This is a genomic window from Serratia sp. 4542 (assembly GCF_016805595.1).
GTDB lineage: Bacteria > Pseudomonadota > Gammaproteobacteria > Enterobacterales > Enterobacteriaceae > Serratia > Serratia nevei.
In genome coordinates this window covers 39,626-59,000 of the sequence record NZ_RXKV01000012.1, presented here as the reverse complement: position 1 = coordinate 59,000, position 19,375 = coordinate 39,626, and the positions used below count along the sequence as shown (strand labels likewise).

Sequence of the window (19,375 nt, the reverse complement as noted above, 5' to 3'; positions counted from 1 at the left end):
TCATGCAGGTGTTAATCGTAAAAACCTCCTCGATGGGGGACGTGCTGCATACGCTGCCCGCCCTGACCGACGCGCTGCAGGCCATTCCCGATATCCGCTTCGACTGGGTAGTGGAAGAAGGCTTCAGCCAAATCCCCACCTGGCACCCAGCGGTGGATCGCGTGATCCCGGTGGCCATTCGCCGCTGGCGCAAGAACTGGTTCGGCAACGACACCCGGCAACAGCGCTGCGACTTCAAGCGCGCGCTGCAAGAACGCCGCTACGACGTGGTGATCGACGCTCAGGGCCTGATCAAAAGCGCCGCGCTGATCACGCGCATCGCCAAAGGCAACAAACATGGCCCGGACTGCAAGAGCGCGCGCGAGCCGTTCGCCAGCTGGTTCTACAACGTGCGCCATGAGATAGACAAACAGCAGCACGCGGTGGAACGCACGCGTGAGCTGTTCGCCAAAAGCCTCGGTTACGACAAACCGGGCAGCTACGGCGATTACGCCATCGCCGCGCGCTTTCTCAGCCGCCCGCCGGCCGATGCCGGGCAGTATTTGGTGTTTCTGCACGCGACGACGCGTGACGACAAGCACTGGCCGGAGCAGAACTGGCGCGAGCTGATCGCGCTGACGGCCGACAGCGGGCTGAAGATCAAACTGCCGTGGGGCGCAGAGCATGAACATCAGCGCGCGCTGCGGTTGGCGGAAGGTTTTTCACATGTCGAAGTGCTGCCGAAGCTCAGCCTGCAGCAGGTGGCCGAGGTGCTGGCCGGCGCCAAGGGCGTGGTCTCGGTCGACACCGGGCTCAGCCATTTGACCGCCGCGCTCGACAAACCCAACATCACGCTGTTCGGGCCGACCGATCCCGGCCTGATCGGCGGCTACGGGCAAAATCAGCACTCGCTGATTTCGCCGGAAAAAAGCATGGCGACAATCGACGCCGATACGGCATGGCAGGCGTTGCAAAAGGTTATAGCATGAAAAAACTGCATATTATCAACCTGGGTAAAATGGGCGGCGTCGAACGCCTGTTCCTGCAGTACATCAACGATACCACCGACGGCAGCAACCAGGTCTTGTGCATCAGCGGCGACATTGGCGAAGAGATCCGCCGCCAGCTGCCTGCGCATCAGCCCGTCACCTTCGCCAACCGCCTGATCAATGCGCTGCCGTTACGCTGCCCGCAGTTCCTGCGCAAATTTTTGCTGAAGTGGAAAATCGAGCGGGCGAACGCCGACGTGGTGATCGTCTGGGACCTGGTGCCGGGGCTGGCGGCCAAACCCAAACGCGGCAAACTGGTTTACTACGATCACGGCTGCTCCTGGCGTTACCCCAAGAATAAAAAGACGCTGAGTTTCTTCGCCATGCTGGACGGCGTCATTTCCGCCTCGCACGCGTCGAAGCGGGTGATGGAGCTGCGTTTTAATCTGCCTTGCCCAAATCACGTGGTGATCAACCGCATCAAGACGCCGGCGGGGATCGACACTGCGCCGAAAACGCTGTCGCAGCCGGTCAGGATCGGCACCGCTTCACGCCTGGTCAGCCTGAAAGGCATCAGCGTTTCATTATTAATGATGCAGGAACTGCTGCGGCGCGGGCATGACGTCACGCTGGAAGTGGCCGGCAAAGGGCCGGATCGCGCGGCGTTCGAGGCGCTGGCGGCCCGGCTTCAGCTCGGCGACCGCGTCACCTTCAGCGGTTATCAGGATGACGTCGCCGGCTTCTTCAATCGCACGCACATCTACATGAGCACGCCGATCACCGAGCCGTTCGGCTTGTCCTGCATGGAATCGCTCTATTTCGGCGTGCCGGTCATTTTCCCGCAGGTTGACGGCCAGCCGGAAGCGGTCAAGGACGGCGTCTGCGGCATTGGCCTGACGCCGTCGGTCACCGTCGAACAACACCGGCAGCTCACCAATATCGAGGTCGACTTCCCGCATGAGGTCTACGATCCGTTGACCGACAGCCTGGTGGCGCCCAAGCTGCTGTCGCATCTCGACTGTGCGGATGCGGTTGAGAAATTGCTGGCGCGCGAAACCTACCAGACTCTGAGCCGAAATGCGCAGCGCTATCCTGCGGAACATTTCAACTATGCTCAGTTCAAAGCTGAGTTCGACGACACGCTGCGATCCTTTATCGCTTAATTGAAACGTGAGCCGGAAAACACGCCCGATGCTAAAACACAGAACGCCGCACCCTGCCTTCAGCTATCTGATCTATCTGGGGTGCGCCATCGCTTTTTGCACCATCCCTTTCGGTTCCGCGACCGGACGCAATCTGTTTTACGTTTCCAGCTACATCGCCTTTATCGCCGTTTGCCTGTACCCGCGCTACTACTTCAGCAACGCGAGAAATCTGCTGCTGCCCGCGCTGATGTTCAGCGTGGGCATGGGAACCATCCTCTGGATGCATCACTTCAAACAGCCGGGTGAGTACATCAATATTTATCGCTCTTATATGTCGACCGGCAAACTGCAGCTCGCGACCGCCTTCATCTTGCTGATCGCACTCAATGAGCGGTTGTGCGTGCAGCGCCTGCTGATCGTTGTAGCTCTCGCCACCGGCCTGGCGATCAACGGTTATTCCCTCTATCAGGGGCTGCGTCTGGATATCCCGCGCGTAGAGCTCAACTTCGATCGCGCCACGGTCGCCGCCTACCTGATGACCGCCATCGATCTGGTCATGATGCAAGCCATCCTGATGCTGCGCACCCGCTACCGCCTGGTGTTGTACATTGCGGCATTCCTGCTGTCCTTCTCTGCACTGGTACTCACCGGCACGCGCGCGGCCATGTTGGTCTACCCGGTAGCGGTCTGCCTGTCGCTGCTGGCGACCAAGCAGCTGGTTTCCAGGAAACACAAACTCGCGTTGGTGGCCTCGGTACCGCTGCTGCTCGTAGCCTGCGGCCTGGTGTTTAAACCGCAGATAGAAGAACGCATTCAGGCCTTTGAGACCGATATGCGTCTGATGGATCAGCCACAGACTGAAAACTCGATCATTTCACGGCTGTCGATGCAAACGCTGGCATGGCGCACCGGTTCACAAGCCCCTTGGGGCCAATCCGCCGAACAGCGCGGCGAAGAGATCCGTGCAATGGTCGCACAGCAACCTCGCCTGTCTGGCGTCATGCCCTACATCAACGTCCACCTGCACAACGAGCTGCTGGAAACCTACTCGCTCAAGGGCGTCTGGGGCGTACTGCTGCTGCTGGCGCTCTATGTCTGTCTGTTCTTCTCTTCGTTCCGGCCACAGCGCAACGCGCTGCTGCTGAGCGTTAGCGTCAGCCTGTTCGTTTACGGCCTGAGCGACGTCATCTTCTTCAGCACGGAAGGCACCGCCATGTTCTGCCTGGCGCTGATCGCCGCCGTTCTTTCCGTCACGAAACAGCCCCCTGTTCAGGAGCCCACCCCGTGAATCCTCAGGAGCCGCTGCTCAGCGTTATCGTGCCGTTTTATAATAATGAAGCGTTCGTTATCGCTGCGCTGGATTCGTTATTTGCGCAGATTAGCGACGATATCGAGGTGGTGATCATCGACGATGGCTCCACCGACGCCTCCGGTGCGCAGGTCAACCAATATCTGGCGCAGCGGCGGCACCCGCGCGTGGTCTTTACTTCACAGCCCAACGGCGGCATTGCGCACGCCCGCAATGTCGGCTTACGGCTGGCCACCGGCCGCTATCTCACCTTCCTCGACGGCGACGATCTGCTGAGCGACGACTATCTGGCAATCCTGCGGCCCCTGCTTACCACCGGTGAATATGACCTGATCGACTTTAATTATCAGAAGTTCACCGAACAACCGCCGACGCCGGATAACCGCGCGGCGCTGCCCGTAGCCTACGACTTTTCACAGTTGGGGCTGAGCTGCCTGCAACCCCTGTTCGCACGCTCGATGTGGCATCTCTGGAGCCGCGTGTATAAACGCACGCTGCTGGAAGGGGAAACGTTCGAAGACGGCAGGCGCTATGAAGACGTGATTTTCACGCCTTTTCAGTATTTCAAAACCCGCCGCATCGCCCATCTGGACTGCGAGCTCTATTTCTATCGGGATAACAGCCAAGGCATCACTCGCAATATCAAACCCAAAGATATTGAAGATCTGCTGTTCGCCATGGAGAAGATGCTGCGTTTTGTGGCGCAGCATCCCGGGGATGAGCCGCTGCGCCGGTTGGCCGCCCTGATGCTGGCCAACTGCTTTTCCGAGGTGAAAAGCATGTCGAAGGCGGTGTACGGCTATTATCATTACGCGCCGGCAACGCTGCACATCCTGCGCCGCGCCGCCGATATCTGCCGCAACAGCGACGTGCCGGGCAAAAAAGTCCGCCAGATGCGCTATGCGCGAGTGGATACCTTTCTTTCGAAGCTGCGCGGGCGCAAGCCGCGCTAACCGCATCGGCCGGGCGGCCGATGCGTCGTCGCTCCCTCAGCGCGCTAAAGGCACGTGCGCGACCAGCTCCTCATAAATCCGCTGCGGCTGGATGACCCCCATCGGGCTTTCCGCCTCCAGCGGCATCGTATAGCCGGTACGCGACACCTGAATGATGCGGTGCAGTTCAGCATCCTGAATCGGGCCGGTGGAGCGTGAGTCGGCGGTCACGAACAGGCTGATGGTTTTCACCTTCAACGCCACTGCCAGATGCAGCGGCCCGGTATCGCCGGTGACCAGAACATGGAAACTGTCGATCAACGTCAGCAAGCCTTGCAGTCCCGTTTTACCGATCTGGTTATCCACGCAGGCCTGCGTTTGCGGGCCGATCAGGCTCATAAACTGTTTGGCCTTGCCGTCGTCGAACGGTGCGCCAATCAGCACGATGCGCACATTGGGGTGCTTCGCCACCAGCTCATCGGCCAGCCGCGCATAGTGCGAAACCGGCCAGCAACGCGACTCTGTTGACGCCCCCAGCTGAAAACCGATGGTGGGATGCTCGCTGCTTTTGACGCCGCGCTGATAATCCACGGGAATTTCCATCGTCGGATCGTCGCTGCGGCAGCCTAAGATGGAAATCAGCTCCAGTTTGCGGCGTACAAAGTGGCCGTAATAATGGAAGATATAGTTGGTCAGCCAAGGCTCCAGCCCGCAAATGCCCGAGCTGTAGTTATCCCTGATAATGTACTTCGCCCCGGCCAGTACGGCGCTGATGATGTCATAAGGCAGGTGGGAGTGCAGAATCAGCGCCAAATCCGGCTGATGCTCGCGCAGCGATTTCAGCAATGGGCGTATCGTCTTGATCTTGCTGTCCCAATACACCACGCGATCGTAATAACGGCCGTTTTCCACCAGCTCGCGGTTTTTCTTGTGCACCACCAGCGTGATGTGCGCATTGGGGTAGCGTTCCCTCATCGCCCTCAATGCCGGCGTGTTGAACATGAAGTCGCCCAACGCCGTGGTGGAATAGATGACGATATTGTCAAACTGCTGGGCGCCGTCGAACGTCGCCTTGTCCTGAAAACGGCCGTACTTCGCCGTATAGCGCCGCAAGAACCAGTCGGCAACCTTGATTTTCCATTTCTTCGACATGTGCGTGCTTAGTTCGCTTTAAGTTGATAATACTCGGCCAGCGTCATGCCCACCGTACGCTGCTGCAGCCAGTCAAACAGCTGCTCCAGATCGCGGTACAGCCCTTCGATATCCTGCTCGGTTTTGAACGTCGGGCTGCCGCCCGGCATAAATTCGGAGGAGTGCAGCATAAACTCAACAAAATCATTACCTTGAGAAAACGATGCTTCAGCTACAGTTTTCATCAGATCCAGGTTGCTGCCGCTTGGCCGCAACCAATAGACTGATGTCGGGCGCCGTTTGCCACGCAGCCGATCGTACCCTTGCTTGAATGCATTAACGAATGCGGAGTGCTTATACTGGATACTCATCGGCACTTCCAGCAGCGACGAAGCGCCCGGCCTGGCGATATTCTGCGGATCGATGAAATAGGCCTGCGACGGGAACCGACTATAGTCCGTACCGCCGTTACCCTGCGGGTTGCCCGGCGAAAACTGCCAGTTGACCCGCGGCGTCACCGAACAGTCCACCTGATAGCCGTATTCCAGCAGCAGCGAGGCATAATATTCGTTGAACGCCCAGCGGCCGGCGCGATGGCTGAGCATTTTGGTCTGGAAGGCATCTTCCAGCAGCTTGGTCATGTGATCGACCTTGGCGCGGATCTGATCGGCGGGATACTCGATCAAATAAGGCTTGTGGCGCCAGTCGTCGTCGGTGAGCGGCGTCAGCGGCGGGCTGTTCCAGGCGTGCAGGTGCATGCCCACTTCTCCCGCGCCGCGGGCGATCACGTCGCGCGCGAACTCGACGTAAGCCGGATCCATCGCCATTTCATAGTTGGTGAGATAAACCGGTTTGAAGGCGTATTTTTCGCACAATGCCTGAAAGCGCGGCAAGAAACGCGTGTTTTCGGTCGCGATGCGATCGTGGTTTTGCCACAGATTATCGCCTTCGGTATCAATGGTGATGAGAAACGCCGGTTTAGTCATGAATATCGAGCCTGATATCAACAGAATGCACTATGTTACGCAGGCCGTTTCGCCAGGGCAAACGACTTTGCTGCCTGGTTTGGACAACGTTGAAGCGCATTCGTCCCCGGCCCGACGATTTTTTTGCGGCCCGGCAAGAAAACCTTGCAACAGTAGCCACATGCGATCGGGTCATTTAGAATCAAAGATTGGTTTCCCAGAAAGCGACTCATGATGAACGACGCGCCTGCCCCAACTTCCGCCCCATCCGTACAGCGTATTTTGATCATAAAACTGCGCCATCACGGCGATATGCTGCTGGTCACGCCGGTCATCAGCAGCCTGCGGCAAAACTACCCGCAGGCGCAGATCGATGTGCTGCTGTATCAGGAAACGCAGGAGATGCTGGCCAGCAATCCGGAACTGTCGACGCTGTTCGCCATCGACCGCCAATGGAAAAAACAGGGCACCCGCGCGCATCTGGGGCACGAGCTGGCGCTGCTGCGCCGCCTGAAGGCGCAGCGCTACGATCTGGTGGTCAACCTGGCCGATCAGTGGCGCAGCGCCATTATCACGCGCCTGACCGGCGCGCGCATCCGTCTGGGCTTCGATTTCCCCAAACGCCGCGGCTTCCTGTGGCGCCACTGCCACACGCAGCTGGTGCCGGTCGACAATCACGCCCACCTGCATACCGTCGAACAAAATCTCTCGCTGCTGGCGCCGCTGAACCTGCCCGCGCTCAGTGATCATGTGACCATGGGTTACGATCCGCAGGATTGGCAGGCCTGTGAGCAACGGTTGCAGAAACAGGGCGTCGCCGGCAGTTATATTGTGGTGCAGCCCACCTCGCGCTGGTTCTTCAAATGCTGGAGCGAAGAGAAAATGGCCGCCACCCTCGCCGCCTTGCAGGCCGATGGCCATCAGTTGGTGATCACCTCCGGCCCCGACGCCAGAGAACAAGCCATGGTAGAACGCATTTTGGCGCTCTGCCCGCCGCAGGGCGTGATCTCGTTGGCCGGCCAGCTGACGCTGCGCCAGCTGGCCGCCCTGATCGACCACGCCAAGCTGTTTATCGGCGTGGATTCGGTGCCGATGCACATGGCCGCCGCGCTGCAAACGCCGTGTGTGGCGCTGTTCGGCCCTTCCAAGCTGACTTTCTGGCGGCCATGGCAGGCTACCGGCGCCGTGATCTGGGCTGGCGACTTCGGCGAACTGCCCGATCCGGACGCCATTGATACCGGCACCGACGAACGGTATCTCGACCTTATTCCTACAGACGCGGTGATTGCAGCCGCGCGGAGCACGCTGGCATGAAAGCATTTCGTTTGGCGATCGTTCGCCAAAAATACCGCCCGGACGGCGGGGCCGAACGTTTCGTTTCCCGCGCCCTGGAGGCGCTGGAGCAACAGGATCTCGATCTGAACGTCATCACCCGCGAATGGCAGGGTGACGCCAATCCCAACTGGCATATCCACCTGTGCAACCCGTTAAAACTCGGCCGCATCAGCCGCGAGCGAGGCTTCGCCGTGGCAGCCAGGGCGCTGTGGCAGAAAGAGCGTTTCGATCTGGTGCAAAGCCACGAGCGCATTCCCGGCTGCGACATCTACCGCGCCGGCGACGGCGTACACCGCCGCTGGTTGCTGCAGCGTGCGCGTCTGCTGCCGGAATGGCGCCGCAAATGGCTGTTCTCCAATCGCTATCACCGCTATGTGATGTGCGCCGAGCGCGCCATGTACGCCGCGCCGGAGCTGAAAGCCGTCATCTGCAACGCCGAGATGATCAAGCAGGAAATCATCGCCGACTTTGGCGTACCCGCCGACAAAATCACGGTGATCTATAACGCCATCGACAATCAAAAGTTCCCGCCCGCCGACGAGGCCCTGCGCCAACGTCTGCGCGAGCAGTATCAGATCCCACAACGGGCGCACTGCCTGATCTTCGTCGGCTCCGGTTTCGAGCGCAAAGGGCTGGCCGCCGCCATCCGCGCCGTGGCGGCGACCGACAGCCATCTGTTGGTGGTCGGCAAAGACAAGGCCGAAAAACGCTACCGGGCGCTGGCACAGTCGCTGGGCTGCGGCGAGCGGGTTCACTTTATGGGCGTTCAGAAGCAGACTTTGCCGTTCTATCAGGCTGCGGACGCGCTGCTCCTGCCGACGCTGTACGATCCGTTCCCGAATGTGATTCTGGAAGCGATGTCGTGCGGCCTGCCGGTTATCACCAGCACCACCTGCGGCGGCGCCGAGTTTATCACCCCCGGCCAGAACGGCTTCGTGACCGACGCGCTCGACGTACCGGCCATCACGGAGGCCATTCGGGCGCTGCCGCGCCAGGCGCTGGGATCATCCATGGGCGAAGCGGCGAGATTGCGCATTATGACGGCTACGCCGGCGCATCTGTCCGAACAGCTGATTTCCCTCTATAACCGGTTACTGGATTAGCTATGCGTATTCTGATGATCATCGACGGCCTGCCGGGAGGCGGCGCGGAAAAAGTGGTGCTGACCCTATGCCAGGGCATGCAGCAACAGGGGCATGACGTCAGTCTGATCTCGCTGCGCGACGTCTGCAATTACCCTATCCCGTCAGGCATTGATTATCAGGTGGTGGCCGATCGCAGCCGTGCCCCCTGGCGCAAGCTGACCGAGCTGTCGCGCCGTGCCGCCGCGCTGGATCGGGCAATAGCCGAACACGAGCGCCAACACGGCGCGTTCGATCTGGTGTTCTCCAATCTGCATAAAACCGATCGCATCGTCAGCCGCAGCAAGCGGTTGGCCGCGGATCGCCTGTGGTTCTGCATTCACGGCATTCTCTCCACCTCCTATCTCGGCCACCGCAAGGGCCTGGATCGCTGGCTGAAGCAGCGCAAAATCGCCAACGTTTACCAAGGAAGAAATATCGTCGCCGTTTCACGGGCGGTTGGCGACGATCTGCAGCAGAACTTGCCGATTCGCCCACGCCGGCTGGCGGTCATCAACAACCCGTTCGACATCGACGCCATCCAGCAACAGGCGGCGGCGCCTTGCGAACTGGCCGGCCAGGACTATCTGGTGCACGTCGGCCGCTTTCACGCCACCAAACGGCATGACCGTCTGCTGAAAGCCTATGCGCACTCGGGCATTCAGGCACCGCTGGCCTTGATCGGCACCGGGAATGATGCCAGAGTCGCCGAGGTCAAACGTCTGGCGACAGAGCTGGGCATCGCAGAGCGCGTGCTCTTCCTCGGTTTCCAGGCCAATCCTTACCCGTTTATTCGCCATGCCTCGCTGCTGGTGCTCAGCTCCGACAGCGAAGGGTTTGGTAACGTGCTGGTGGAATCGCTGCTGTGCGGCACGCCGGTGGTCAGCACTCGCTGCCCGGGCGGCCCTGCGGAAATTCTGGAAAAAGCCGGCATGGCTAACGCGCTGGCGGAATTAAACGAAGCGTCGCTGGCAGAAAAAATGGCGGAAATTTACGCCAATCCGCCCCAGATAAATCAACAGCAATTGCTGAGTTATGGGCTGGAGCCTATTTGCCGTCAATATATTGAGCTGAAAGAAAAATAATAGAGAAATAAATAAGGCAGGGGATACCTGCCTTATTTTATTCGTTAGCTGAGCGCCTGCATTTTCTGCCAAACCTCATCGACAGAAACATCTTCACAGTGCCCCGACTCACTCTGCAAAATATGATGACGGCCGGTCCATGGATGCCAGGAGGCTTTATCGGTATCGCCAAAGAACACCACCATGTCCTTATTCAGCGCGGCGGCAAGATGCATCTGCCCACCGTCGCTGCACAGCACCCGGTCGCATAAATCGAACCCACCCAACAGCTCGCGCACCGAGGCCGTCGGATAAAGCGCGACGCGTTCGTTTTGGCACAGCGCCAACAGCTGTTCGGCGCGCTGCTGGTCGCCGATGTCGTCCGGCGCCAGCGTGCCCTGCGGCGACCAGAAGATCAGCACGCCGGTGTGGGGATCGGCAACCAGACGGTTGATGATTTCGGCATAGCGTTCAACCGGCCAACGCCTTTTCGGGCTGCGGCTGCTGATGTGCACGGCGCATACGCGTTCGACCGGCGGCAGACGCTCCTGTAGCCGTTGCGCCGCCAATTGCCGCTCTTCAGGCGTCAGAAACACCCGCACCGGCGGGATCGGAATGGATTGGTCGGTTATCGCCGATAAATAGCTGTAGGTATGTTCGACCTGATGTTGACCGTGGAAATCGTCCTTGCGGAACGGACGATGGATATCTTTCGTGCCCAAATCGGCGCCGATGATATGGGTGGCGCCGGCCATTTTCGCTAAACGCAGGCTGTATTTGCAAGGCACCGGGTTGGCCAGAATGACCGCATCGAACTTTATTTTTCGCAGCTTCAGGAAGATCATCAAGCGTTCGAAATAAACGCCCAACGTCGTTTCATTTTTGGCCTTGTGCTTGGCCTTTTTATAGACAAAGACTTTCTCGAGATGAGGATTGTTTTTAACAACGTCCTGGCTGACTTTATTGATCAGCAGATAAACTTTAGCGTCCGGATAGGCAATTTTCACCCCTTCAATCAGAGGCGTGGTGCAAACAAGATCGCCGATGTTGTCGCGGCGAATAATTAAAATATTCTTCATTCCGAGCCTGTCGGCGAAATCGCTCGCCGGTTGTCTGAAACTGACACCCAAGGTTACCAAATTAGCGCCTTTCCCTTCCAGTTATGGTACTATTCCGAATAACCCATATAAATGAAATTGATAGAATGTTGCTGCGTTTATATCAGGTACTACTCTACCTCATCCAACCCCTGATCTGGCTCCGCTTACTGCTGCGCAGCCGCAAAGCTCCAGCCTACCGTAAACGCTGGGCGGAACGCTATGGCTTCTGCGCCGGGAAAGTCGTGCCAGGCGGCATCATGCTGCATTCCGTCTCCGTCGGCGAAACGCTGGCGGCCATCCCGTTGGTACGGGCACTGCGCCACCGTTACCCCGCTTTGCCGATAACTGTGACCACAATGACCCCAACAGGTTCAGAACGCGTCCAGTCCGCTTTCGGCAAAGACGTACATCATGTCTATCTACCCTACGATCTGCCCGGTTCCATGAACCGCTTCCTCGACCAGGTGAATCCCAAGCTGGTGATCATCATGGAAACCGAGCTGTGGCCTAACCTGATTAACGCGCTGCATCAGCGGCAGATCCCCCTGGTGATCGCCAATGCGCGTCTGTCGGCCCGCTCCGCCGCCGGCTATAAGAAAATTGGCGGGTTCATGCGCGATATGCTGCGCCGCATTACGCTGATCGCCGCACAGAACCAGGAAGACGGCGATCGGTTTATCGAACTGGGCCTGAAGCGCTCGCAGCTGGCCGTAACCGGCAGCCTGAAGTTCGATATCTCCGTCACCCCGGAACTGGCCGCCCGCGCCGTTACGCTGCGTCGCCAATGGGCGCCGCGCCGCCCGGTGTGGATCGCTACCAGCACCCATGACGGTGAAGAAACCATCCTGCTGGAAGCACACCGCAAACTGCTGGAAAAACACCCCGATCTGCTGCTGATCCTGGTGCCGCGTCACCCGGAACGCTTCCCGACCGCCAAAGAGCTGGTGCAGAAGGCCGGCTTCAGCTACACCCTGCGCAGCAGCGGCGAAATCCCGTCCGGCAGCACCCAGGTGGTGATCGGCGATACCATGGGCGAGCTGATGCTGCTGTACGGCATCGCCGATCTGGCCTTTGTCGGCGGCAGTCTGGTGGAACGCGGCGGGCACAACCCGCTGGAAGCCGCCGCGCACGCCATCCCGGTGCTGATGGGCCCGCATGCCTTCAACTTCAAAGACATCTGCGCCAAGCTCTCGCAGGCCGAAGGCCTGATCACCGTGACCGACGTGGATTCGCTGGTGAAGGAAGTGGAAACCCTGCTGACCGACGAAGACTACCGGCGCTACTACGGCCGCCATGCGGTGGAAGTGTTGTATCAGAATCAGGGAGCGTTGCAGCGTCTGCTGCAGCTGCTGGAACCGCACCTGCCGCCCCGGAGTCACTGAATGAGCAGCCGCAAAAGCCTGTCGGTGGTGATGATCGCCAAAAACGAAGCCGGGCTGTTGCCGGACTGTCTGCGTTCGGTCGAATGGGCCGATGAAATCATCGTGCTGGACTCCGGCAGCGAGGACGACAGCGTCGCCGTCGCCGAAGGCCTGGGCGCCAAAGTCTTCACGCACACCGACTGGCAAGGGTTCGGCAAGCAGCGTCAGCTGGCGCAAAGCTATGCCAGCCATGACTACGTTTTGATGATCGACGCCGACGAACGCGTCACGCCCGAGCTGCGACAATCCATCGAGCGGGTGTTGAATGCGCCGGACGACGGCGCCGTCTACAGCTGTGCGCGGCGCAACCTGTTTCTAGGCCGCTTCATGCGCCACAGCGGCTGGTATCCCGACCGCGTCAACCGCCTGTACGCCAACCAACGCTATCGTTATAACGACGATCTGGTGCACGAATCGCTGAACATCGGCGGCGCCAAAGTGATCCCCCTCAGCGGTGATATGCTGCACCTGACCTGCCGCGACTTCTTCGCCTTCCAGCGCAAACAGCTGCGCTACGCCGAAGAGTGGGCCACGCAGCGCCACCGGGCCGGCAAGCGCTGCGGCTATCTGTCTATCCTGACCCACACGCTCGGCGCCTTCGTCAAAACCTGGCTGCTGCGCGCCGGCTTCCTGGATGGCAAACAGGGGTTGCTGTTAGCGGTGGTCAACGCGCAATATACCTTCAATAAATATGCCGCATTATGGGCATTGGGCCGCAACTACTCAGAGAAGTGAATCATGACCAGCAAAGCCATCTATCCCGGGACCTTCGATCCCATGACCAACGGCCACCTGGATTTAGTGACGCGCGCGTCACTGATGTTCGATCACGTGATTCTGGCCATCGCCGCCAGCCCGAGTAAAAAGCCGCTGTTCAGCCTGGATGAACGCGTGGCGTTGGCGACGCAGGTCACCTCGCATCTGGACAATGTGGAAGTGCTGGGCTTCAGCGAGCTGATGGCGCACTTCGCCGCTCACCAAAATGCCAATATCCTGGTGCGCGGCCTGCGTGCGGTGTCTGACTTTGAATACGAATTGCAGCTGGCGAACATGAACCGCCATTTGATGCCGACGCTGGAAAGCGTGTTCCTGATGCCTTCCGAAGAGTGGTCGTTCATCTCCTCCTCACTGGTGAAAGAGGTCGCCCGTCACGGCGGCGATATCGCACCTTTCCTGCCTGACGTGGTCACCCAGGCACTGATGGCGAAGCTCGCCGCCGAGTGATGCTCAGCGCTGGCAGCGACGGCAAAAGAAGGTGCTGCGCTGCCCGTGCTTGGCGGATTCGATCGGCGTGCCGCACGCGCGGCACGGTTCTCCCGCCCGCCCGTAAACCTGCAGCTCCTGTGCGAAATACCCCGGTTTGCCGTCCGACTGCAAAAAGTCGCGCAATGTCGTGCCGCCCTGCTCGATAGAACGCTGCAACACCGCCTTGATGGTCTTCACCAGCAGTTCCGCTTCGGCTTTGCTCAAGGATCCCGCCGGACGATCGGGCAAGATCCCGGCGCTGAACAGCGATTCGCTGGCGTAAATATTGCCGACCCCGACCACCAGCTTGTTATCCATCAGCCACGGTTTAATCAACGTGCGCTTATTGCGTGATTTTTCATACAGGTAGTCGCCGTTGAACGCTTCGCTCAGCGGTTCCGGCCCCAGGTGCGCCAACACGCTGCTGGTCGCCAAATCTTCGCACCACAGCCAGGCGCCGAAACGGCGCGGATCGGTATAGCGCAGGATCATGCCGTTGCTGATCACCAGATCGACGTGGTCGTGTTTGCCGGCTTCATCTTCGTTTTCCTCGCGCAGCATGCGCAAGCTGCCCGACATGCCCAGGTGCACGATAATCCAACCGTTCTCCAGCTCGATCAGCAGGTATTTAGCCCGGCGCTGCACGCTGAGCACCGGCCGATCGCTCAGCGTCAGGATCTGCTCGGAAACCGGCCAGCGCAGGCGCGCGTTGCGCACCACCGCATACTGAATGCTGTGGCCGACAAGATAAGGCTCTATACCGCGTCTGCTCGTCTCAACTTCCGGTAATTCAGGCATCTGGCTTCCCCTCCGACGTTTTCTACCCTTTATAAAACAAAAAACCCGGCCAAGGCCGGGTTTTTCATTAATCCACTAAAATTATTTAATTTTAGCTTCTTTGTATACTACGTGCTGACGGACAACTGGATCGAATTTCTTCAGTTCCAATTTTTCCGGCTTAGTACGCTTGTTCTTCGTGGTGGTATAGAAGTGACCAGTACCAGCAGAAGAAACCAGCTTGATCTTCTCGCGAACACCTTTAGCCATGATTCAGTTCCTTAATACTTCTCACCACGGGCACGCAGATCGGCCAGAACCGTCTCAATACCCTTCTTATCGATAACACGCATACCTTTAGCAGATACACGCAGAGTTACAAAGCGCTTCTCAGCCTCAACCCAAAAACGGTGTGAGTGCAGGTTAGGCAGAAAACGGCGTTTGGTCGCGTTCATTGCGTGGGAACGGTTGTTACCGCTCACCGGGCGCTTGCCAGTAACTTGGCAGACTCGGGACATGTCTATTCTCCAAAAATCAAATCAGCTCGAGCTTCGTATAGGGTATGGCCGCCTCGTCAGGCTTTTAGAGCCCATCTCAGCAAACTTCATACTGAGGAGACTCTCGTCATCAGGTAGAAACCACACATCAGGTCAGAAACCTGCTGAGATAGGCTCTTGCGCCAAACCCAAGATTCTCAAAGGTGGCGTAGTATACGCTCTGAAGCGTAAGTGCTCAAGTCCCGAACAGCTAAAGATCCCACAAGGATCGCGAAAAAATCGCTTAAAGCCATCCGCGCTCGGCAAAAGAGACGCATTCACCCCGACCGATCACCAAATGATCAAGCACTCGGATCTCCAATAACTGACAGGCTTTCACCACCTGTTCCGTTATCAAACGGTCGGCATGACTGGGTTCAGCCTTACCCGAAGGGTGATTATGCGCGAGAATCAGCGCGGCGGCATTAGCCTTCAACGCTTCACGCACAATTTCTCTCGGGTAGACGACGACGCTGCTGATGGTACCAGCAAACATCTCCTGATGGCGAATAACCCGGTGCTGATTGTCTAAAAACAATACCAAAAAGACCTCACGCTCGCGATGCGCCAGCAGGCTTTGCAGATAATGCTGGGTGACGCGCGGATTGAGCATGGCGTTTTCCTGCGACAAATGGCTGGAAAAGAAGCGCAGCGCCAGCTCGGCAATCGCCTGCAGCTGCGTATAGCTGGCGTCCCCCAGGCCTTTTTGGCTGCAAAAAGCCTGATGATCGGCCGACATCAGGTGATAAAGCGAGCCGAACCGGCGCAGCAGCTGCTCCGCCAGCTGCATCACGTGCACGCCGGGCAGCCCGGTACGCAAAAAAATGGCCAACAGTTCTGCGTCTGACAGCGCCGCCGCCCCCTGCATCAACAGCTTTTCACGCGGCGCCAGCGCGCCCGGCCAGCACGCCACAATCGGGTTGCTCATCGTGTTCCTCCCTGAAAGGGCTACAGCATGCCATGTGCTGCCCGGCGCGTTCGACAGGTGTTTGATAACATTGCGAAGTGTTTCGCAAAGCACAATGTAACGCCCTGCAGCCATTGCGGAATCGCTCACCTGAACGGCGGATATGCTAAAATGGCGCATCTTTCGGCTTTCAATCGGACAATGATGATGACGGGACTTTCCGGCAAACATATTGTGCTTGGCATCAGCGGCGGCATCGCCGCCTACAAATGCCCAGAGCTGGTGCGCCGCCTGCGCGACAGGGGCGCAGAAGTGCGCGTGGTGATGACCCACGCCGCCAAGGCGTTCATTACGCCACTGACGCTGCAGGCCGTTTCCGGCTACCCGGTGTCCGACGATCTGTTGGATCCCGCCGCCGAAGCCGCCATGGGCCACATCGAACTCGGCAAGTGGGCGGATCTGGTGATTCTGGCGCCGGCGACCGCCGATCTGCTGGCGCGCGTCGCCGCCGGCATGGCCAACGATCTGTTGACCACCGTCTGCCTGGCGACCGACGCCCCTATCGCCGCCGCCCCGGCCATGAACCAGCAGATGTATCGCGCCGCCGCCACGCAGGCCAACCTGCAAACGCTGCAGGCGCGCGGCATGCTGCTCTGGGGGCCGGACAGCGGCAGCCAGGCCTGTGGCGACGTCGGCCCGGGCCGCATGCTGGATCCGCTGGACATCGTCGACCTGGCGAACGCGCATTTCTCCGCCCCGCAGGATCTGCAACATTTACAGGTTATGATCACCGCCGGCCCGACGCGTGAGGCGCTGGATCCGGTACGTTTCATCAGCAATCACAGCTCCGGCAAAATGGGCTTCGCCATTGCCCGCGCCGCCGCCGCCCGCGGCGCGCAGGTGACGCTGATCGCCGGGCCGGTCAGCCTGCCGACGCCGCCATCGGTCACCCGAGTGGACGTCACCAGTGCGCTGGAGATGGAGCAGGCGGTGCAACAGCGCGCCGCGCAGCAGCAGATTTTCATATCCTGCGCCGCCGTGGCCGACTACCGCCCCGAGCAGATCGCCGATGAAAAAATAAAAAAACAGGGTGATGAAATCGTCCTCAAGATGGTAAAAAACCCCGATATCGTCGCCGGCGTGGCGGCGATGACCAAAAATCGACCGTTTGTCGTGGGGTTTGCCGCCGAAACCCAGAATGTGGAAGAATACGCGCGGCAAAAACTGGCGCGTAAGAAGCTGGATTTGATTTGCGCTAACGATGTATCGCTTGCAGAGCACGGGTTCAACAGCGACACCAATGCCCTGCATCTTTTTTGGCAGGATGGAGAAAAGCGCCTGGCGCTGAGCGACAAGGCACTCCTTGGCCAACGTTTAATAGACGAGATAGTCAGCCGTTATGATGAAAAAAATCGACGTTAAGATCCTCGACCCGCGCATCGGTCAGGATTTCCCGCTACCGACCTACGCCACGCCGGGCTCCGCCGGTCTCGACCTGCGCGCCTGCCTGGACAGCGCGGTGGAGCTGGCGCCGGGTGAAACCACGCTGTTGCCTACCGGCCTCGCGATCCACATCGCCGACGCCGGCCTGGCGGCGGTGATCCTGCCGCGCTCCGGCCTGGGCCACAAGCACGGCGTCGTGCTGGGCAACCTGGTCGGCCTGATCGACTCCGATTATCAGGGCCAGCTGATGGTGTCCGTTTGGAACCGCGGCCAGAAGCACTTCACCATCGAGCCGGGCGAACGCATCGCGCAGATGGTCTTTGTGCCGGTGGTGCAGGCCGAATTCAACCTGGTGGAAGAGTTCGACGGCAGCGAGCGCGGCGAAGGCGGCTTCGGCCACTCGGGGCGCCACTAAGCGCCACCCAAGGCACGATGGCCGGCAGGGAAACGTCGCCTGAACCTTGCCTTTCCGGGGAGAAGGATGTCTCTGCGGCAAGGTTTTACCGCGACAATTGCAGCGCACACCAGGCAGCGCGGAAAAAGGCCGTTAAGGCCGCTGACCCCAGCATCGTAAAAAAGCTATCACATAAGCCGCACAGAGCCTGCTCTGCAGCGGCCGGTGCGCGGGTTTCCGTCAGTTAAGTTTTAGCAAGGGTCTAATCAGACATGGCAGAAAAAGAAAAGACGAAAAGGAATCGGCGCGAGGAAATATTGCAGGCGTTAGCCCAGATGCTGGAGTCCAGCGACGGCAGCCAACGCATTACCACCGCCAAGCTCGCCGCGAACGTGGGTGTTTCTGAAGCTGCACTGTACCGGCATTTCCCCAGCAAGACACGGATGTTCGACAGTCTGATCGAGTTTATCGAAGACAGCCTGATCACCCGCATCAACCTGATCTTGCAGGACGAGAAAGAGACGTTTAATCGTCTGCGCCTGATTTTACTGCTGATTCTGGGCTTTGCGGAACGCAACCCGGGGTTGACGCGCATCATGACCGGCCACGCGCTGATGTTTGAACAGGATCGCCTGCAGGGCCGCATCAACCAGCTGTTCGAACGCATCGAGGCGCAGCTGCGCCAGGTGTTGAAAGAGCGTAAATTGCGCGAAGGCAAAGGCTTTATCGTCGATGAAACGCTGCTGGCGAGCCAGCTGCTGGCCTTCTGCGAAGGCATGTTGTCGCGCTATGTGCGTTCGGAATTCCGCTATCGCCCAACGCAGGAATTTGACGCCCGCTGGCCGCTGTTGGCGGCCCAGCTGCAATAAAGATAACGCCGGGCATGCCCGGCGTTTTTACTTACACCCCGTACTGCTCGCGGTAAGCGCGCACCGCCGCCAGGTGGTCCGCCATTTCCGGTTTCTCTTCCAGATAGGCGATCAGGTCCTTCAGCGTCACGATTGAAATCACCTTGCAGTGATAGTCGCGTTCCACTTCCTGAATGGCGGAGATATCCGCGCGGCCGCGTTCCTGACGGTCGAGGGAGATCAGCACGCCCGCCAGCGAAGCGCCGCTGGCGCCGATGATTTCCATCGACTCTCGGATCGCGGTGCCGGCGGTGATCACATCGTCTACCAACATCACGCGCCCCTGCAGCGGGCTGCCTACCAGCGAACCGCCTTCGCCGTGGGTCTTGGCTTCCTTGCGGTTAAAGCAGTAAGGCACGTCGCGCTCATGGTGTTCCGCCAACGCCACCGCCGTAGTGGTGGCAATAGGAATACCTTTATAGGCCGGGCCAAACAGCAGGTCGAAATCGATGCCGGAGTCCATCAGGGCTTCGGCGTAGAAGCGCCCCAACAGCGCAAGATCGCGCCCGGTATTAAACAGGCCGGCATTGAAGAAATACGGGCTGGTGCGGCCGGACTTCAGGGTGAACTCGCCGAATTTCAATACCTGCTTGTTAAGCGCGAACTCGATAAACTGGCGCTGATAGGCTTTCATTACTGCTTCTCCTCGTCTGAATCTGCTTGGGTCTTGTCAT

The 19,375-nt window shown here is 59.1% G+C and carries 21 protein-coding genes; 13 read left to right on the top strand and 8 right to left on the bottom strand.

Translation table 11 applies throughout. The features are described from left to right. Positions 1-2: 2 nt before the first annotated feature. The 4 genes from rfaC to EKL15_RS18985 are packed head-to-tail and all read left to right on the top strand — an operon-like array spanning position 3 to position 4,375. Complete coding sequence (rfaC, locus tag EKL15_RS19000; protein ID WP_047729607.1) at positions 3-968, top strand: lipopolysaccharide heptosyltransferase RfaC; 966 nt, start codon at positions 3-5, stop codon at positions 966-968. Beyond that, a complete protein-coding gene (locus EKL15_RS18995; protein WP_060441455.1) occupies positions 965-2,131 on the top strand; it encodes a glycosyltransferase in 1,167 nt (388 codons plus the stop codon). The genes rfaC and EKL15_RS18995 overlap by 4 nt, the downstream gene beginning before the upstream one ends. A gap of 28 nt (positions 2,132-2,159) precedes the next feature. Then, complete coding sequence (locus tag EKL15_RS18990; protein WP_060441454.1) at positions 2,160-3,401, top strand: O-antigen ligase; 1,242 nt, start codon at positions 2,160-2,162, stop codon at positions 3,399-3,401. Then, positions 3,398-4,375 carry a glycosyltransferase gene (locus EKL15_RS18985; RefSeq protein WP_203090214.1) on the top strand — a complete coding sequence of 326 codons (978 nt, stop codon included), beginning with the start codon at positions 3,398-3,400 and terminating at the stop codon, positions 4,373-4,375. The genes EKL15_RS18990 and EKL15_RS18985 overlap by 4 nt, the downstream gene beginning before the upstream one ends. A 36-nt stretch (positions 4,376-4,411) precedes the next feature. Here EKL15_RS18985 and EKL15_RS18980 read toward each other — a convergent pair whose 3' ends face one another. Together EKL15_RS18980 and EKL15_RS18975 are read right to left on the bottom strand one after the other, a co-directional pair. Beyond that, positions 4,412-5,506 carry a glycosyltransferase family 9 protein gene (locus EKL15_RS18980; RefSeq protein WP_060424994.1) on the bottom strand — a complete coding sequence of 365 codons (1,095 nt, stop codon included), beginning with the start codon at positions 5,504-5,506 and terminating at the stop codon, positions 4,412-4,414. A gap of 8 nt (positions 5,507-5,514) precedes the next feature. Further along, a complete protein-coding gene (locus EKL15_RS18975) occupies positions 5,515-6,471 on the bottom strand; it encodes a polysaccharide deacetylase family protein (RefSeq protein ID WP_100397021.1) in 957 nt (318 codons plus the stop codon). A gap of 210 nt (positions 6,472-6,681) precedes the next feature. Here EKL15_RS18975 and rfaQ point away from each other — a divergent pair, with 210 nt between their 5' ends. From rfaQ to EKL15_RS18960, 3 genes are read left to right on the top strand one after another with little or no spacing between them, the layout of a single operon-like run. Beyond that, on the top strand, positions 6,682-7,764 hold the full coding sequence (gene rfaQ, locus EKL15_RS18970) for a putative lipopolysaccharide heptosyltransferase III (protein ID WP_100397020.1): 1,083 nt from the start codon (positions 6,682-6,684) through the stop codon (positions 7,762-7,764). After that, positions 7,761-8,888: a glycosyltransferase family 4 protein gene (locus EKL15_RS18965; protein WP_049270058.1), complete on the top strand. Its 1,128-nt coding sequence runs from the start codon at positions 7,761-7,763 to the stop codon at positions 8,886-8,888. The genes rfaQ and EKL15_RS18965 overlap by 4 nt, the downstream gene beginning before the upstream one ends. A gap of 2 nt (positions 8,889-8,890) precedes the next feature. Further along, entirely contained in the window at positions 8,891-9,991 is a 1,101-nt protein-coding gene (locus EKL15_RS18960) for a glycosyltransferase (RefSeq protein WP_100397019.1), read from the top strand. A gap of 44 nt (positions 9,992-10,035) precedes the next feature. Here the strand turns inward: EKL15_RS18960 and EKL15_RS18955 are convergent, their stop codons facing one another. Beyond that, complete coding sequence (locus EKL15_RS18955) at positions 10,036-11,049, bottom strand: glycosyltransferase family 9 protein (protein WP_049201837.1); 1,014 nt, start codon at positions 11,047-11,049, stop codon at positions 10,036-10,038. A gap of 125 nt (positions 11,050-11,174) precedes the next feature. Here EKL15_RS18955 and waaA point away from each other — a divergent pair, with 125 nt between their 5' ends. The 3 genes from waaA to coaD are packed head-to-tail and all read left to right on the top strand — an operon-like array spanning position 11,175 to position 13,715. Beyond that, complete coding sequence (gene waaA, locus EKL15_RS18950) at positions 11,175-12,452, top strand: lipid IV(A) 3-deoxy-D-manno-octulosonic acid transferase (RefSeq protein WP_203090211.1); 1,278 nt, start codon at positions 11,175-11,177, stop codon at positions 12,450-12,452. Next, the gene (locus tag EKL15_RS18945; RefSeq protein WP_038872579.1) at positions 12,453-13,226 is read left to right on the top strand and encodes a glycosyltransferase family 2 protein; all 774 of its coding nucleotides are present in this window, start codon (positions 12,453-12,455) and stop codon (positions 13,224-13,226) included. Positions 13,227-13,229: 3 nt separating this feature from the next. After that, complete coding sequence (gene coaD, locus EKL15_RS18940; protein WP_004931181.1) at positions 13,230-13,715, top strand: pantetheine-phosphate adenylyltransferase; 486 nt, start codon at positions 13,230-13,232, stop codon at positions 13,713-13,715. 3 nt (positions 13,716-13,718) lie between these two features. Here coaD and mutM read toward each other — a convergent pair whose 3' ends face one another. The 4 genes from mutM to radC all read right to left on the bottom strand — a co-directional run bounded on the left by mutM (position 13,719) and on the right by radC (position 15,977). Beyond that, complete coding sequence (gene mutM / locus EKL15_RS18935; RefSeq protein ID WP_004931185.1) at positions 13,719-14,534, bottom strand: bifunctional DNA-formamidopyrimidine glycosylase/DNA-(apurinic or apyrimidinic site) lyase; 816 nt, start codon at positions 14,532-14,534, stop codon at positions 13,719-13,721. An 81-nt stretch (positions 14,535-14,615) separates the two neighbouring features. Next, positions 14,616-14,783, bottom strand: coding sequence for a 50S ribosomal protein L33 (gene rpmG, locus EKL15_RS18930; protein ID WP_002442576.1), 168 nt, complete (start codon positions 14,781-14,783; stop codon positions 14,616-14,618). Between the two features lie 11 nt (positions 14,784-14,794). Continuing rightward, complete coding sequence (gene rpmB, locus EKL15_RS18925) at positions 14,795-15,031, bottom strand: 50S ribosomal protein L28 (protein WP_004931195.1); 237 nt, start codon at positions 15,029-15,031, stop codon at positions 14,795-14,797. Between the two features lie 262 nt (positions 15,032-15,293). Continuing rightward, on the bottom strand, positions 15,294-15,977 hold the full coding sequence (gene radC, locus EKL15_RS18920; protein ID WP_025304698.1) for a DNA repair protein RadC: 684 nt from the start codon (positions 15,975-15,977) through the stop codon (positions 15,294-15,296). Between the two features lie 183 nt (positions 15,978-16,160). Here radC and coaBC point away from each other — a divergent pair, with 183 nt between their 5' ends. The 3 genes from coaBC to slmA all read left to right on the top strand — a co-directional run bounded on the left by coaBC (position 16,161) and on the right by slmA (position 18,662). Further along, positions 16,161-17,378 carry a bifunctional phosphopantothenoylcysteine decarboxylase/phosphopantothenate--cysteine ligase CoaBC gene (coaBC, locus tag EKL15_RS18915; protein WP_049201884.1) on the top strand — a complete coding sequence of 406 codons (1,218 nt, stop codon included), beginning with the start codon at positions 16,161-16,163 and terminating at the stop codon, positions 17,376-17,378. Beyond that, complete coding sequence (gene dut / locus EKL15_RS18910; RefSeq protein ID WP_100397017.1) at positions 17,356-17,814, top strand: dUTP diphosphatase; 459 nt, start codon at positions 17,356-17,358, stop codon at positions 17,812-17,814. Before coaBC ends, dut begins: the two co-directional genes overlap by 23 nt. A gap of 251 nt (positions 17,815-18,065) precedes the next feature. Then, entirely contained in the window at positions 18,066-18,662 is a 597-nt protein-coding gene (gene slmA, locus EKL15_RS18905) for a nucleoid occlusion factor SlmA (RefSeq protein WP_004931203.1), read from the top strand. A gap of 31 nt (positions 18,663-18,693) precedes the next feature. Here slmA and pyrE read toward each other — a convergent pair whose 3' ends face one another. After that, the gene (pyrE, locus tag EKL15_RS18900; protein WP_004931204.1) at positions 18,694-19,335 is read right to left on the bottom strand and encodes an orotate phosphoribosyltransferase; all 642 of its coding nucleotides are present in this window, start codon (positions 19,333-19,335) and stop codon (positions 18,694-18,696) included. Between the last annotated feature and the right edge of the window lie 40 nt (positions 19,336-19,375).

Bases quoted from the DNA above. Each gene is read 5' to 3' on its own strand.
- dut (WP_100397017.1), top strand. From the start codon at position 17,356: ATGATGAAAAAAATCGACGTTAAGATCCTCGACCCGCGCATCGGTCAG.
- EKL15_RS18990 (WP_060441454.1), top strand. From the start codon at position 2,160: ATGCTAAAACACAGAACGCCGCACCCTGCCTTCAGCTATCTGATCTAT.
- coaBC (WP_049201884.1), top strand. From the start codon at position 16,161: ATGATGACGGGACTTTCCGGCAAACATATTGTGCTTGGCATCAGCGGC.
- rpmG (WP_002442576.1), bottom strand. From the start codon at position 14,783: ATGGCTAAAGGTGTTCGCGAGAAGATCAAGCTGGTTTCTTCTGCTGGT.
- slmA (WP_004931203.1), top strand. From the start codon at position 18,066: ATGGCAGAAAAAGAAAAGACGAAAAGGAATCGGCGCGAGGAAATATTG.
- EKL15_RS18960 (WP_100397019.1), top strand. From the start codon at position 8,891: ATGCGTATTCTGATGATCATCGACGGCCTGCCGGGAGGCGGCGCGGAA.
- mutM (WP_004931185.1), bottom strand. From the start codon at position 14,534: ATGCCTGAATTACCGGAAGTTGAGACGAGCAGACGCGGTATAGAGCCT.
- rfaC (WP_047729607.1), top strand. From the start codon at position 3: ATGCAGGTGTTAATCGTAAAAACCTCCTCGATGGGGGACGTGCTGCAT.
- pyrE (WP_004931204.1), bottom strand. From the start codon at position 19,335: ATGAAAGCCTATCAGCGCCAGTTTATCGAGTTCGCGCTTAACAAGCAG.
- radC (WP_025304698.1), bottom strand. From the start codon at position 15,977: ATGAGCAACCCGATTGTGGCGTGCTGGCCGGGCGCGCTGGCGCCGCGT.
- rpmB (WP_004931195.1), bottom strand. From the start codon at position 15,031: ATGTCCCGAGTCTGCCAAGTTACTGGCAAGCGCCCGGTGAGCGGTAAC.
- rfaQ (WP_100397020.1), top strand. From the start codon at position 6,682: ATGATGAACGACGCGCCTGCCCCAACTTCCGCCCCATCCGTACAGCGT.
- EKL15_RS18945 (WP_038872579.1), top strand. From the start codon at position 12,453: ATGAGCAGCCGCAAAAGCCTGTCGGTGGTGATGATCGCCAAAAACGAA.
- EKL15_RS18965 (WP_049270058.1), top strand. From the start codon at position 7,761: ATGAAAGCATTTCGTTTGGCGATCGTTCGCCAAAAATACCGCCCGGAC.
- coaD (WP_004931181.1), top strand. From the start codon at position 13,230: ATGACCAGCAAAGCCATCTATCCCGGGACCTTCGATCCCATGACCAAC.
- EKL15_RS18975 (WP_100397021.1), bottom strand. From the start codon at position 6,471: ATGACTAAACCGGCGTTTCTCATCACCATTGATACCGAAGGCGATAAT.
- EKL15_RS18980 (WP_060424994.1), bottom strand. From the start codon at position 5,506: ATGTCGAAGAAATGGAAAATCAAGGTTGCCGACTGGTTCTTGCGGCGC.
- waaA (WP_203090211.1), top strand. From the start codon at position 11,175: ATGTTGCTGCGTTTATATCAGGTACTACTCTACCTCATCCAACCCCTG.
- EKL15_RS18955 (WP_049201837.1), bottom strand. From the start codon at position 11,049: ATGAAGAATATTTTAATTATTCGCCGCGACAACATCGGCGATCTTGTT.
- EKL15_RS18995 (WP_060441455.1), top strand. From the start codon at position 965: ATGAAAAAACTGCATATTATCAACCTGGGTAAAATGGGCGGCGTCGAA.